Origin of the sequence: Enterobacter sp. YSU, assembly GCF_016082135.1 — a bacterium.
GTDB classification, from domain to species: domain Bacteria; phylum Pseudomonadota; class Gammaproteobacteria; order Enterobacterales; family Enterobacteriaceae; genus Enterobacter; species Enterobacter hormaechei_C.
This window is the reverse complement of the sequence record NZ_CP059487.1, coordinates 2,363,314-2,377,581: the sequence shown is the minus strand read 5'-3', so window position 1 is coordinate 2,377,581 and position 14,268 is coordinate 2,363,314. Positions and strand designations below refer to the sequence as shown.

The following is a 14,268-nucleotide window of genomic DNA, read 5'->3' as shown; positions in this document are numbered from 1 at the left end:
ATGATCGTTTTCATTGAGGCAATAACAATCTTTGTCTGTGGGTTCATAGTGATGCGCACAGCGAAGAAGAAGACAGAAAAAATCACCTGCAGCGTCATTTTGATAGGCGTTTTTTATCTAATTCAACATTTCTCTGCGGTAGGCGCGCATGCTTTTACAGCTTTCGTAATTTTAGGTGCAATTGGCGCCATTCTGGAAATGCTGCGCCCTTCTTCCAAGGGCCCATCAGAATCAGCGGCGGATGCAGCTGTTGACAATGGCGGCACTAACTCGTCAACGAACAGTGCCAGCATTAATCTGAATCTAATTACTTTTCAATATTGTAATTCTGCCGGGGTAGCAACAACGCGCGAAGTTAATGTTAAGAATGTGGGTTTAGACTGCCTTACTGGTTACTGCAACTTACGCAAAGAGATCAGAACGTTTCGGATTGATCGCATTACTAACCAAGAAATTGTCCTTCGAGAATCCGGCGAGGTGATGAATGTCTATGACTGGATCACCATGTTATATCCACTTCCAGAGGAATAATTTATGGCAGTAAGCAAACTCCCCAATGGTAAGTGGCAAGCCCAGGTATTCCCGAACGGCCGCGAAGGAAAACGCATCCGGCGCCAGTTTGCCACTAAGGGCGAGGCTCTGGCATTCGAGCGCCATGTAAAGGAACAAGCCCAGGATAAGCCGTGGCTGGGCGAGAAGACAGACAAACGCCGCGTTCGGGATTTGGTTACAGCCTGGTATAACGCACATGGTGTAACACTCGCTGATGGCGAGAAGCGTAAAGGCGCAATGGAGTTTGCCTGTCTCGCTATGGGCGATCCCCTCGCAACTGAATTCAACGCAAAATTATTCTCAACGTATAGAGAGCAGCGTTTAAGCGGGAAAATAACCCGCTCAGATCGCGTTAAGTCCGTAACTCCTCGCACGGTAAACCTGGAACTGGCTTACTTTCGGGCTATGTTCAATGAGCTGAAAAGACTTGATGATTGGACAGCGCCAAACCCTCTCGAAAACGTCAGAGAGTTTAAGATTGCAGAAGTTGAGCTAGCCTGGCTTACGGTTGAGGAAGCGACGCGCTTGCTTGAGGAATGCGAGAAAAGCAAAGCAGGTGATTTAACCACGATTGTCAAAATCTGCCTTGCGACCGGCGCAAGATGGGGAGAGGCTGAAAGCTTAACTGGCAAGCAGATAAGCCCCGGCAAAATAACCTTTATCAAAACGAAAGGTAAGAAAAACCGTGCGGTTCCAATCAGTGATGAGCTTTACGAATTGCTACCCAAAAGTCGAACCTCGAAGCCACTCTTTACCGGATGTTATTCAGCATTCAGGAGCGCGATAAAGCGCGCGGGAATAGAGCTGCCAGACGGCCAGCTGTCGCACGTTCTACGACATACTTTTGCCAGCCATTTCATGATGGGGGGCGGCAATATTCTGGTCTTACAACGCATACTTGGACATACGGATATTAAAGTGACAATGCGGTATGCTCACTTTGCCCCCGACCATCTAACAGAAGCGGTTCAACTTAACCCCTTAAACCTAATTGGTGGCAGCAAAATGGCAGCACAGCGCAGCACTATGCAATACTTTTCGACAATATACGAAATCCTATGCGCTTGAATTTACTGTAAATCATTGTTTTTAATGAAATACGGTTCGGACTCATAATCGCTTGGTCGCTGGTTCAAGTCCAGCAGGGGCCACCAAATTTTAGCTTTAGAATCATCCAGTTAAGCCACTCGATTGAGTGGCTTTTTTGTTACTCAATACATGAGTGTCGCACGAAAGTAAGAGAGTCTCCCGCTCATCAAGGTTTTGATAAAGCCCTGTCCACATGACTAATAAGCCAAAAAGTTGCTTTCCATAGACTTTTGACTTTAAATTCCCGCGACAAATGAAAGGGAAAGATAAGTAATGGATAAACAAGCCAGAGCAAATCATTTACGTGAATGCTTACGCCAGGAAGTAATGATGAGTTCTAAGAAGTTTTCGTGGTTCGGGGTGCTGCATAAATCTATCAAATGCCCCAATCGCCGTTTCCACTTCTGGTGGCGCATTGCTTCATACTGGCATCATTCAGACAGTAACTTCCTGAAAAAACGAGCTACTAAGATAAACAGAAACCTCATTTTCAAATATGGAACTGATATTCAGTTGGGCGCACACATCGGACCCGGAATGGTGATTTCCCACCATCAAGGGATAGTGATAAACGGCTCCGCTGTCATCGGACACTCTTTGCGTATCAGGCAGAACATAACGGTTGGCATTACCGGTGCGAATGTCCATAAAGAGCCGATATCCATTGTTATTGGCAACAATGTCAGCATTGGCGCGGGTTCCTGCATCATCGCAGATAAGATTCGCATCGGTGACAACGTTGTAATCGGCGCTATGTCATTTGTGAACAAAGACATTCCCAGCAACACCACTGTCTATAGCGAAAAAACTTTGCATGTCATACCTAACAAATTACATGCAGCATGAAACAGGCACTGCTACACGTTTCAGTTTTTTAAAGTGATTTCCTGCCCCCAAACCCGCGCCAGCTCTCACCGTGCGGGTTTTCCCTGAACTTCTTGCCTCCTATATTTTGATCTTCTTTTTTCTCACAAAGTCTAAAATATCATTAATTATCTGATAGTTACAAATTTCATTAAATACTCCGCAGATCCATAAAAGTGAAAAACACTGAAATTCTTTTCAATCTTTTCAGTTCTGGTTTTCCGCAAAGCCGCCAGCACCGGCGAGGTCTGGCAGTCTGGTTTGTAGAAAAATAAAACTGAAAAAATTTTATGATCCAAAAACCACAGGCGGGTGCGGTGTAGTGCGATTTTGGTCTGCGAAAAATTTTTTTGGTCATGCTGTGACGCGCCAGCGCCCTGCTGTGCGCACGATCTGTTTTAAGGGTGGCTCTGAGTGTGCGAAAAGGCTGAACGCGCCAGAGCGCCGCTGATAGCGCGTATCCGCTGCTGAATCGCCTGGCTGATATGGGGCAGACCTTTGCCCGGTGGATGCAGCTGTTTCCCAAAAATCGCACGGGTACGCCGTGAAAACTTACACGCGGCTCATCGGGTCATTGACCCGACCGCAAGGGATTTTTAAATAAATATTTATCTATCGACTAAATTTCCCCTTGTCCCAGCCCTCGCCACGGGCCGTTAAGTCGATTGACGGCGCGGCCGCTATTCCCTCAGCATCATAAAAAAATGCAGACGTAGTAAAGCTGTACACGGTGCCATAAACAGTAAATGAGATATTGTTGCCTATGCCGTCAACTTTCGCGCGGGCGGTATTCGCTGTAAGCGTGGGCGCGATATGTTGTTTTTCGAGAGCCACCAGCGGATCGCCGTCAATCTTACTCGCTAAAAAATAACGATACACTTCCCCGGTGGTCATGTTCGAGCCGTCATACTCAGTAATGTATAACCAGGTCCGGGGCGTGAGCTGGCGAACTTGATATAGCCGATCACTTACAGTTAAACGCTGTATATGTTGGAAATAACAGTACCCCGCGACCGCCAGGGCCATAAGAATAGTGGCGATCCAGTGCAGCGTCCTAAAAGTGATGCTGTTTAACATAGTCGATGCCTTGCTTTATCCAAAATTGGTCAATCGGATCATCACCAAACGGCGGGGTCCCCGTGAAATTTCCCCATTCGGGTCTTGATGTGCCGGCTTTCCACTGCGCCGCGCCGGCAGCAATAAGCAAAATCTTTGCAGGGATGCACGCTGCATAACCCACAGCGCCGTAATGGAAATTCCCGAAGTCAGCATAAGCCCGTTTATGTTGTTTGTAATCCCACGGCCCGCCGTTTCTTACTCGCTCATAAAACCACGTATACGTAAGCGGGGCGGCCATATTCTGGACTTCGTGACGCGCCCGCGCGAGCCTTATGTGTTCGCGCAATATCTCTAGCCCGCGGGGTGGATAAATCGGTATACATGCCATCGTTCTTCCTTTCTGCCAGGCAAAAAGGGCAACATAAGAGCAATAACGGTAATGCGTACTGCTGAAGATCAATTTATTAATTTTATTTGCAACATCAATAAGTAACGAAATTAAATAACACGAACCTATAACACAATTTGTATCACCTGCGATCCGTATTTAGTCATTAATGAGGGTTTACCCTCAATGGAAATGGAGTTTTAAAAATGGCTATTCCTGCTTATCTATGGCTTAAGGATGATGGCGGCAACCCGATTAAGGGATCTGTGGATGTTCAAAATAGAGAAGGTAGTATAGAGATCCTCTCTTTTAGTCACGGCTTGTTAGTTCCGACCGATAACAACACCGGCAAGATCACCGGCACGCGCTTACATGCGCCGCTCGTAATTGAAAAAGAGTTTGATAGCTCCAGCCCGTATCTCTACAAAGCGGTAGCCACCGGCCAAACGCTGAAAAGCGCAGAGATCAAGTGGTATAAAATCAACGATGCGGGCCAGGAGGTTGAATATTTCAATATGCTGCTTGAAAACGTCCGGGTAGTCAGCATTAACCCCGTCATGCATAACTGTAAAGAGCCAGCGTTACAGATACACAATCATAATGAGGGAATACAGCTCCGCTATGAACGGATCACCTGGAAGTATTGCGATGGGAACATCCAATACTCGGATGCGTGGAACGAGCGGGTTACAGCGTAAAAAAAGGGCGGTTAATCCGCCCTGTATTGTTTTTAGTGCCAATTCTTTCGCCCCCTCGGTTTGCCAGCACGTAGCCTCCCCTCGATGGCAACACCCCGCGCGATCACCTGGTGCCAGCTCTCTGCACTTCTTATACATTTGGGGTATTTTAATCATGCTTAATGCTGTTAAGCATTCTCTGGCAGTTATTGCGGCGTACCGCTGCCGCTGCACGCCTCCAGAACCCCAAATTTTCGAGTTTCTCGGTTCACGCATTCAAAAGTGAACTCTAAGGTCACATTTAACCCGTGCTCCCCGTTCCAGAAGGAAGATTCAATAACTCTCATTCTTTCACAAACCCTAAAAACTAAAGAAATCCTCCATCGCGCCGATCATCATCCGTGTGTATTATTTCCTGTAGCTTTTACAACAACTAACCTTAACTCAAATACTTAAGCGCCAGAGCGAAAGGCATCATGAGCACACCGATCAAACGGCTAGAAATCATTAAAAATGCCATTGAGCTGGAAGATGACGACATCATCCGGAGCCAGCTGAAGCGTCTCAAAGAGGAAGCCTTTGACGATGATCTCCTGTCCATCGTCGCGGCGCTTGAGCAGAAAAACTACACCGCAGCCCTTCGCGCTATCACCGCCTGGCTGCAAAGCCAGCGCGCCGTTACCCCGTGGCGTGACCCACAGCTGGCGGCCAGCAAGCTGGAGCTGAAAGCCCTGGAAGAGCGTCTGCGCGATCTGATTGATCGCCGTAACGCCCGGGTACAGCAGCTAGATGAGTTCAACGATCTCTATTTCTCCCGCCTCGGGCCGTTGATGCAGCAGATCCTCGCCCTGCGTAAAACGCTGGCGGAGCTTAACCTGCGTCGTCAGCAAGCGGAGACGCGTCGTCGGGAAGAGGATTACCGCCGCTGCCAGGACTATATGGCGCAGGCCGTAGAGGTTCTGACAACGCTCACCCGGCGCTGGCGAGATCTGCCTGCGGATTCCGTTCAGGCGGCAGAGGCGCGCAAACATCTTCAGCAGCAAAGCAATCTGATTGCCAACCTGCTGGCCGAAGCAATGGAGCTGGAGACCGGTTTAACGCGTGAGGAAGAGCCGGCACGTCAGGCGCGCGATGAGGCCAACGAAGAGTACAAGAAGTATCGCGAGCAGCATCATGATGCCGAAGTTCGCCTGCGTAAAGGCAAGGATCTCTCTGAAGAGGATCGGAACGAGCTGAAGCGGCTCTGGCGTCAGGCGAGCAAGCTATGCCACCCGGATCTGGTTGCCGATGATTTAAAAGAGGAAGCCAACAGGATGATGGTGCAACTCAACCAGGCCAAACAGCGCGGCGACGTGAAGGCCATTCGCTCGCTGGTCGCCCGTCTGCAACAAGGATTCGAACCGATGATGGCAAGCGACAGGCTGAACGACCTGGAACGTATTCGTAAAAAGATGGCGCAGGTGCGTGAGCAAATCGACACCCTGGTGAACGAGCTGGCAGAGCTGGAGAAGGAAGAGTCCTGGCTGCTCGTCTCGTCGCTCAGCAATATGGAAGCCTACTTTGCCCAGCAGGAGAAAGCGCTGAAAGAGGTATGCGCCTCGCTCGAACATCAGGTGAGCGAAGCGCAGCTGGATCCCGCTGCCTGATTATTTGGCGTGCCAGTACGCGCTGGCACGCACCAGCTGCGGGTCAATTGCGTCGTTTTCAAACTGACGGCTCAGGCGTTTCACCACCTTCCCCTCTCCGGTCAGCCAGATAAAGTAATCCTCTTCCGGCACGGCCAGCGCGGCAAGATGGTCGGCCACCGCCTGCTCGTTGTGGCCGATAACCCAGGTGATGTTTAACCCGCTCAGGTGCGCCAGATAGTCCTCATACGCCGCATCGCCCACGGTGACAATGGCGTGGATCGCCGGGCGAACAGGCAGTTTTGCGATGCCTTCTAAACGGCGGCGCAGCGCGGGCATCCCCGACTCGTCGCACACGTACAGCTGCCAGGCGTAATCTTCCGGCACCACCAGCGAACCGCGCGGCCCGCCGATGGTCAGCTTGTCGCCCACCTTAGCCTCCACCGCCCAGTTGCTGGCAATGCCGCCATCATGAACGAAGAAATCGAGCGCCAGCTCATGTTTTTCGTCATCGTACAGCGGGGTATAGTCACGCGCCTGCGGACGCACGCCGTCGCCCCAGTCGATGCCTTCATCGGTCACCACAGGCGGCACGAAAGTGGTGCCCGGTGCCGGGAAAAAGACTTTGGTATGGTCGTCAAAGCCGCGAGAGCTAAAGCCCTCCAGCGCCTCGCCGCCTAGCACAATGCGCTGAAATCCTGCGCTGACTCGCTCAGTGCGCAGCACGTTCAGCTCACGAAAACGCAGGTCATTGCGGACACGTTGAGGGTAACGGGTAGATGCCATGTTGATGCCCTTCTCAGGTGAATACGATATATCGGAATGAATTCTTAATGATAATGATTGCTATTAACTAAGAAATCAAGATTTTTTAGATTGCATCTGAATATATCTTAGATATAGTTTAGATATATCAAATTAAGGAAAAAACATGCGACACGAACACGACGGCGGCGGACGCCGGCCACGATTTTTTGGCCATGGCGATTTGCGGCTGGTGATCCTGGATATCCTGACCCGCAACGCGAGCCATGGTTACGAACTGATCAAAGAGATCGAAAACCTGACGCAGGGACATTACACGCCTAGCCCTGGCGTGATCTACCCGACGCTGGATTACTTGCAGGATCAGGCGCTTATCACCATTACCGAAGAAGAGAACGGCCGGAAGCGGATTGCGATTAACGCCGCCGGAGAACAGTGGCTGGATGACAACCGGGAACAGCTGGAGCAGATCCAGACGCGTATCAAGGCGCGCTCCGTCGGTTTCCAGCTGCGCAAAAACCCGCAGATGAAGCGGGCGCTGGATAACTTTAAAGCGGTTCTGGACCTGAAGGTTAATCAGGGAGAGCTCAGCGACGCGCAGTTGAAACAGATTATCGGCGTGATTGACCGCGCGGCGCTGGAGATCTCCCAGCTGGATTAAGCCAGCACGCCGTCGCTCACGCGGAACACGCGGACCAGCTCTTTCAGGTGCATGGCCTGTTCGTTAAGGGATGCCGCCGCCGCAACGGACTCCTCCACCAGCGCGGAGTTCTGCTGGGTGGTGGCGTCTATCAGGCCAATCGCGCTGTTGATCTGCGAGATGCCTTCCGTCTGTTCGTGGCTGGCCTGGCGAATCTCACGCAGGATTACGTCCATCTCCTCTACGTTGCCGACCATGCCGTTGATAAGCCCGCTGGCCTTCTCCACAAGGTTCATGCCGTCCTGCGTCTGGCTTGTGGAGCTTTCAATCAGCTGGCGGATCTCACTCGCAGATGTTGCACTTTTCTGCGCGAGCTGGCGTACCTCGCCCGCCACCACCGCAAAGCCACGACCATGCTCACCCGCGCGCGCCGCTTCGACCGCCGCGTTCAGCGCCAGAATATTAGTCTGGAAGGCAATGGCGTCGATCAGGTCGATAATGTCGGACATCCTGTTCGATGTTTCGTTAATCAGGCGCATCTTGCTGGTGACCTGCTTCATCATCTCGCCGTTGTTTTTGACCACAGCAGCCGCATCGGCAGACAGGTTCGTCGCTTCTCCGGTGTGGGACGCGGTGTTCTTCACCGTAGCGGTGATTTGCTCCATCGACGCGGCCGTTTGTTCAACGGAACTGGCCTGCTCCTCCGTGCGGGCAGCCAGATCCTGGTTGCCCGCGACAATCTGCGCGGCGGCGCTGGAGATGTTTTCCGATCCGGTTTGCACCTGCTGCACAATCTCCAGCAGGCGCGTTTTCATCTCCATCAGTGCGGTGAGTAGCAGTCCGGTTTCATCTTTACCGTGCGAGGTAATGCTGCCGGTGAGATCGCCATCGGCAATGGCCTCCGCAAAATTCACCGCGTCGTTCAGCGGTCGGGTAATGGATCGCACAATGAACCAGCCAGTCAGGCTGGCTGCCGCGACGCTGAAAAGCGTAATCAGGACCAGCAGGAGACGATTGGTGCGGAAATCGCCTTCCACCTGCTCGCCCGCACTCTGCATTTCATGGTCCTGGATCGCAATCAGCGCCTGCACTTTCGCTTTGTAGGACTGTTGCAGATTCAGGGTGTTGGTCATCATTTCGTTTATCGCGCCCGCACGGTCGTTATTCTGCACGGCCTGCAAAATGCGGTAGCGCGAGTCAAGATATTGCTGGCGTACGCCGTGGATATCGGCCAGCACCTGTTGGGATTTTTTATCCTTGAGAGCGTTATCCAGCTCGCTCAGGATTGCGGAGATGCGCTCGCTGATCGCCTTCAGACGCTGCTCTGATTGCGCCGTGTACGTTCCCTGTTCGTCCAGCAGCATGAGCTGCTGCGTGCTTATAAATTCCTGGAAGTTGTCGATTAACTGGTTCGCTTTTACCGTCGTTGGATAGTCGCTGGTAAGGATGGTTTGCATTCCATTGTTTGCCCGATTCAGGCTCATCAGAGACAAGCTTGCGCTGACGACCATCAGGACAATAAATAATCCAAACGCCAGAAATAATTTCGTGCCGATCTTTACGTCATGTATGAACATATTTACCCCATCGATGTGATTATTTCTCAGACGATCGCTGTTATCGACAGGAAACACGCTAACTTTATGACTTTGATCGTTTTTTTATTTTTCACTCTCAATGAATCTGGATCGTAACAATTAAAAACCGGGCGCTTTTTTTAGTTACTTAATATTTCATTAACAACATAACTTATTCTGAAAAACAAAAAAGCCGTTTACCCAGTAGGAATAAACGGCTTTATCGAAGCATGCATTTCTTAATGCAGCACGGTAACCGCATCTTCAAGGCGTCCGGCCCGGTGCTTAACCATCGCGGAAATCTGCGCGCTCTCTTCGACCAGGTCAGCATTTTTCTGCGTAATGCTGTCCAGCTCTGCCACAGCACGGGTCAGCTCTGTCAGGCCTGTCGCCTGCTCTGAGGTGGCGTGACTGATCTGCGCGATAAGCTGCGTGACGTTTTTCACCTGCTCGACAATATCATCCATAGTACGTCCCGCGGCGTGGACCTGCTCGGCGCCCGACTGCACTTTGCTGGCGCTGGCGTCGATCAGCTTGCGAATATCGTTAGCCGCGTTCGCGCTGCGGCTGGCAAGATGACGCACTTCGCCCGCCACCACCGCAAAACCTTTCCCCTGCTCGCCCGCGCGTGCCGCCTCAACCGCAGCGTTCAGCGCCAGAATATTGGTCTGGAAGGCGATGTCATTGATAAGCGAGGTAATAGAGCCAATGCGCTGGGTACTGTCGGCAATGTCATCCATGGTTTTCACCACGGTCTGCATCACGGTGCCCCCCTGCGTGGCCGCGCTGCTGGCGGCCATCGATAGCTTGTCGACTTCGGCTGCGGTCTCAGAGTTACTCTGCACCGACGCCGCCATCTGGTTCATTGTTGCCACGGTCTGCTGCACGTTAGCCACGGTCTGGCGCGTGCGGTCGTTGAGATCTTCATTGCCCTGCGCCAGCCTGTCGCTGCCGTCGCGCACGCTCACCACCTGGCTGGAGACGTCGTTGATCAGCCAGCGGCACATCAGCCCCAGCTGTCCGACGGCCCGCAGCGTTAGCCCCAGTTCATCGCTGCGGTTAAGATGCTGCACGCTGTTACGCTCTCCGGTAGCGACCCTGAGCGCCTGCCGTGCGACGTTTTCCACCGGGCGGACAATCTGTTGCTCAAACACCAGGGTGCCAAGCAGCATCACCACGGCTGCCGCCACCAACGAAGCCCAGCCCGCGGCACTGGCAACCAGCGTTGCGGCCATCACCGCGAAAAGTACCGCCATTACGCTACGCACGCGCCAGCGCAGCGGCATCGCCGGTAGTTTGCCGAGCCAGCCTTTGCGCACCACCAGCCCTTTATGAATGCGTTTTTTGCAGCGTCCTTCGTTGAGCGCCTTATAAAGCGGCTCCACTGCGGCGACCTCGTCCTCGGTGGCGCGGGTACGAATGGACATATAGCCCGTCATCTGGCCGTTACGCACCATCGGTACCGCATTGGCACGTACCCAATAGTGATCGCCATTTTTACGTCGGTTTTTGACAATCCCGCTCCAGGGTTCTCCCTTTTGCAGCGTGTACCACATGTCGGCAAAAGCCGCTTTCGGCATATCCGGATGACGCACAATGTTGTGCGGTTGCCCGAGCAGCTCCTGAAGCGTAAAGCCGCTCACTTGCACAAAGGTGTCGTTAGTGTGGGTCATGTAGCTGTGGAGGTCGGTGGTCGACATAAGCGTGGTGTCATCGTCCAGCGGATATTCATTCTGGGTGACATAGTCAGGAGAGGACATAGTGAGCATCCCTTGCAGGTTATTTGAATGTTAATTTTGTGGCTTATGTTTTTTCGGCGATAAAAAATTTATCTTTAGTTGTTAAATATGATTGAGATCGCAAATCTCGGTTAAACCGCACTTTTCGTACGTTTTTCTAATTAATTGATTTAAAATACTTTCGGCATGAAACTACCTACAAAGCATGATACCCCGGTGCACACTTAAGGCGCATTCCCTGCCCTGGAGCAGTGCAATTGACGACACCCCATCCCCGGCTCGTTATCCCTTATCCCGTGCGGTGCGCGATGGCATGATTAAATATTGTGCAACTTTGATTTCACCTGGCGTTTATCCCGATTTTTGTTAAGGCATCTGAGGTGGCGTAATCCCTGCAATACTTAACTCAGTATCATGTGATACGCGATCCCCGGGAGCATATTTTGAACAGGTTACCTTCCAGCGCCTCGGCTCTTGCCTGTACCGCGCACGCACTGAATCTCATTGAGAAGCGAACGCTTGATCATGAGGAGATGAAACAACTTAACCGTGAGGTCATTGATTACTTTAAGGAGCATGTGAATCCAGGTTTTCTGGAGTATCGCAAATCTGTTACCGCCGGCGGGGATTACGGAGCCGTAGAGTGGCAAGCGGGCAGTCTGAATACGCTTGTCGACACCCAGGGACAGGAGTTTATCGATTGCCTGGGTGGTTTTGGTATTTTCAACGTGGGGCACCGTAATCCAGTTGTGGTTTCCGCCGTACAGAATCAACTTGCGAAACAACCTCTCCATAGCCAGGAACTGCTCGATCCGCTTCGCGCCATGCTCGCGAAAACGCTGGCAGCCTTAACGCCCGGTAAGCTGAAATACAGCTTCTTCAGCAACAGCGGCACCGAATCGGTCGAAGCGGCGCTCAAGCTCGCTAAGGCGTACCAGTCACCGCGCGGGAAATTTACCTTTATCGCCACCAGCGGCGCGTTCCACGGGAAATCCCTGGGCGCTCTGTCGGCGACCGCTAAATCTACCTTCCGCAAGCCGTTTATGCCGCTGCTGCCGGGCTTCCGCCACGTGCCGTTTGGCGACATCAACGCCATGCGCATCGTGCTGAGTGAATGCCGTAAAACCGGCGACGACGTGGCGGCGGTGATCCTGGAGCCGATTCAGGGTGAAGGCGGCGTGATCCTCCCGCCGCAGGGCTATCTGCCCGCCGTGCGTCAGCTGTGCGATGAGTTTGGCGCGCTGCTGATCTTCGACGAAGTGCAGACCGGGATGGGGCGCACCGGCAAGATGTTCGCCTGCGAGCACGAGAACGTTCAGCCGGACATTCTGTGCCTGGCGAAAGCGCTCGGTGGCGGCGTGATGCCGATTGGCGCAACGGTCGCCACTGAGGAGGTCTTCTCGGTGCTGTTCGATAACCCGTTCTTACATACCACCACCTTTGGCGGTAACCCGCTGGCCTGTGCGGCGGCGCTGGCCACCATCAACGTCCTGCTGGAGCAAAACCTGCCCGCGCAAGCGGAGCAGAAAGGCGACATGCTGCTGGACGGCTTCCGTCAGTTGGGCCGGGAATATCCGGATCTGGTACAGGATGCGCGCGGGAAAGGGATGCTGATGGCGATTGAGTTCGTTGATAACGAAACCGGTTATAGCTTCGCAAGCGAGATGTTCCGCCAGCGGGTACTGGTGGCGGGAACGCTTAACAACTCGAAAACCATCCGCATTGAGCCACCGTTGACGCTTACCATTGAGCAGTGTGAGCAGGTGCTGAAGGCGGCGCGTAAAGCGCTGGCGGCGCTGCGGGTAAGCGTGGAAGAGGCGTAAAAAACGCCGGGTGGCGCTACGCTTACCCGGCCTGCAAAATACTGCATACGTAGGCCCGGTAAGCGTAGCGCCACCGGGCTGCTTTTATCGGTGGAACTCCGCTACCGTCATGGTAAAGCGCAGCACTTTTTCTCCCTCATTGGCATAGCCGTGCGCGGCTTCCGTTTTCGCCACCGCCGACGCCCCGGCAGCCACCTGCGTTACCGTCTCGTCCACCGTCAGGGTTAACATGCCTTCGTTCACGTGCAGCAGCTCAAAGGTTCCCGCCGGATGTCCCGGAGAGGTGAAAGTCTCTCCCGGATGCATCTCCCACTGCCACAGCTCAATCATGTCCGGGCCTGCGGTGCCTGCCAGCAATCTGGCATAACCGCCCTGTGCGCCCTGCCACAGAACCGGGATCGCCTCTTCCTGAATAATGTGTACCTGCGGCTCGCTGGAGACGTTAACGATGTCTGCCACCGAGACGCCAAGCGCGGCGGCCAGTTTGCACAGAATGGCAATGCTGGGGTTGGCAGCCCCTTTTTCGATCTCCACCAGCATGCCTTTGCTGACGCTGGCGCGGCGGGAAAGCTCGTCCAGCGACAGCTTTTTCTCTTTCCGCCAGCTGCGGATACGGTTCGCCACGGCCAGGCTTACCTGGGCAACATCGGCGCCCGCATCGGTCATTATATTGACTTTATCAGTCATTGGTCACTACCATGGTATAAAACAGTCAATACAGGATTATTTATGTCTCTTCTAACACCGTCAATAGATTCGCGACTTGTCGGGATCGCGCCCGGCTTTCGGGCACTGAGCATTCTGGTTGAAGCTGCCCCGATTACCCAACCGGAGGTTGCGCCCGCTGCGCTGGCGCAGGCCTGCCAGCAGATGCTCAATGATGATGTGCCCTGGGCAGAAAATCATCTCGCCGCCTGGGATGAGGTGTTTAAAGCCTTTGGTGCAAAACCCAAACGTACGCCCTGCTCGGCCTCGGCCCTGCGCAAGCGCGTGATGAGAGACGGTTCGCTGCCGCCGCTCGACCCGGTGGTGGATGTCTATAATGCCATCAGTATCCGCTACGCTATTCCGGTAGGGGGAGAAAATCTGGCGGCTTACTCGGGAGCGCCGCGCCTGACGCTGGCCGACGGCAGCGAGCCGTTTGATACCTTTAAAGAAGGTGAGCCGGTTGTAGAAAATCCGGAGCCAGGCGAAGTTATCTGGCGTGACGATCTCGGCGTCACCTGCCGCCGCTGGAACTGGCGACAGGGGGTACGCACGCGTCTGGACAGCCAGGCGCAGTCCATGTGGTTTATTCTCGAAAGCCTGCCGTCGATGCCGCTGGCGGCATTACAGGAAGCTGGCGATGAGCTGGTGAGCAATCTGCAAAAGCTGATGCCGGGCGCGACGGCGCGTATTCAGTTGCTGGAGCTGGCGTGAACAACGCCGGGTGGCGCTTCGCTTACCCGGCCTACAAATACTGCATATGTA

14 protein-coding genes are annotated in these 14,268 nt (G+C 53.2%); 8 read left to right on the top strand and 6 right to left on the bottom strand.

Going from position 1 to position 14,268, the window contains the following annotated elements:
- The 3 genes from H2Z33_RS11520 (at position 1) to H2Z33_RS11510 (ending at position 2,487) form a co-directional block, all read left to right on the top strand.
- The gene (locus H2Z33_RS11520) at positions 1-531 is read left to right on the top strand and encodes a hypothetical protein (RefSeq protein ID WP_045260143.1); all 531 of its coding nucleotides are present in this window, start codon (positions 1-3) and stop codon (positions 529-531) included.
- 3 nt (positions 532-534) lie between these two features.
- Positions 535-1,620, top strand: coding sequence for a tyrosine-type recombinase/integrase (locus tag H2Z33_RS11515; protein ID WP_017382398.1), 1,086 nt, complete (start codon positions 535-537; stop codon positions 1,618-1,620).
- 294 nt (positions 1,621-1,914) lie between these two features.
- Positions 1,915-2,487, top strand: a complete 573-nt coding sequence (locus tag H2Z33_RS11510; RefSeq protein WP_063135357.1) for a serine acetyltransferase — start codon at positions 1,915-1,917, stop codon at positions 2,485-2,487.
- 630 nt (positions 2,488-3,117) lie between these two features.
- Here H2Z33_RS11510 and H2Z33_RS11505 read toward each other — a convergent pair.
- Entirely contained in the window at positions 3,118-3,582 is a 465-nt protein-coding gene (locus H2Z33_RS11505) for a hypothetical protein (RefSeq protein ID WP_063135355.1), read from the bottom strand.
- The gene (locus H2Z33_RS11500; RefSeq protein WP_017692645.1) at positions 3,560-3,952 is read right to left on the bottom strand and encodes a polymorphic toxin type 44 domain-containing protein; all 393 of its coding nucleotides are present in this window, start codon (positions 3,950-3,952) and stop codon (positions 3,560-3,562) included. The genes H2Z33_RS11505 and H2Z33_RS11500 overlap by 23 nt, the downstream gene beginning before the upstream one ends.
- A 206-nt stretch (positions 3,953-4,158) precedes the next feature.
- Between H2Z33_RS11500 and H2Z33_RS11495 the strand changes: the two genes are divergently transcribed.
- Positions 4,159-4,650 carry an Hcp family type VI secretion system effector gene (locus H2Z33_RS11495; RefSeq protein WP_045327447.1) on the top strand — a complete coding sequence of 164 codons (492 nt, stop codon included), beginning with the start codon at positions 4,159-4,161 and terminating at the stop codon, positions 4,648-4,650.
- Between the two features lie 455 nt (positions 4,651-5,105).
- On the top strand, positions 5,106-6,275 hold the full coding sequence (locus H2Z33_RS11490; protein ID WP_023295466.1) for a molecular chaperone DnaJ: 1,170 nt from the start codon (positions 5,106-5,108) through the stop codon (positions 6,273-6,275).
- Here the strand turns inward: H2Z33_RS11490 and H2Z33_RS11485 are convergent, their stop codons facing one another.
- On the bottom strand, positions 6,276-7,040 hold the full coding sequence (locus H2Z33_RS11485) for a siderophore-interacting protein (protein ID WP_063135354.1): 765 nt from the start codon (positions 7,038-7,040) through the stop codon (positions 6,276-6,278).
- A gap of 145 nt (positions 7,041-7,185) precedes the next feature.
- On the opposite strand from H2Z33_RS11485, the gene H2Z33_RS11480 reads away from it, so the two are divergent.
- Positions 7,186-7,680, top strand: a complete 495-nt coding sequence (locus H2Z33_RS11480) for a PadR family transcriptional regulator (RefSeq protein WP_015571917.1) — start codon at positions 7,186-7,188, stop codon at positions 7,678-7,680.
- On the opposite strand, the gene H2Z33_RS11475 is transcribed toward H2Z33_RS11480, so the two are convergent.
- Together H2Z33_RS11475 and H2Z33_RS11470 are read right to left on the bottom strand one after the other, a co-directional pair.
- Positions 7,677-9,236 carry a methyl-accepting chemotaxis protein gene (locus H2Z33_RS11475; RefSeq protein WP_017382402.1) on the bottom strand — a complete coding sequence of 520 codons (1,560 nt, stop codon included), beginning with the start codon at positions 9,234-9,236 and terminating at the stop codon, positions 7,677-7,679. The genes H2Z33_RS11480 and H2Z33_RS11475 overlap by 4 nt on opposite strands.
- Before the next feature lie 239 nt (positions 9,237-9,475).
- Complete coding sequence (locus H2Z33_RS11470; RefSeq protein WP_032669131.1) at positions 9,476-10,996, bottom strand: PAS domain-containing methyl-accepting chemotaxis protein; 1,521 nt, start codon at positions 10,994-10,996, stop codon at positions 9,476-9,478.
- A 422-nt stretch (positions 10,997-11,418) separates the two neighbouring features.
- Here H2Z33_RS11470 and ygjG point away from each other — a divergent pair, with 422 nt between their 5' ends.
- Positions 11,419-12,798 (top strand): putrescine aminotransferase, encoded by a 1,380-nt coding sequence (gene ygjG, locus H2Z33_RS11465; protein ID WP_032672027.1) that lies wholly within the window; start codon positions 11,419-11,421, stop codon positions 12,796-12,798.
- Between the two features lie 84 nt (positions 12,799-12,882).
- On the opposite strand, the gene H2Z33_RS11460 is transcribed toward ygjG, so the two are convergent.
- Positions 12,883-13,485, bottom strand: a complete 603-nt coding sequence (locus H2Z33_RS11460; RefSeq protein ID WP_033487682.1) for a helix-turn-helix domain-containing protein — start codon at positions 13,483-13,485, stop codon at positions 12,883-12,885.
- A gap of 42 nt (positions 13,486-13,527) precedes the next feature.
- Here H2Z33_RS11460 and H2Z33_RS11455 point away from each other — a divergent pair, with 42 nt between their 5' ends.
- On the top strand, positions 13,528-14,217 hold the full coding sequence (locus H2Z33_RS11455; protein ID WP_017382414.1) for a B3/4 domain-containing protein: 690 nt from the start codon (positions 13,528-13,530) through the stop codon (positions 14,215-14,217).
- Positions 14,218-14,268 lie beyond the last annotated feature (51 nt).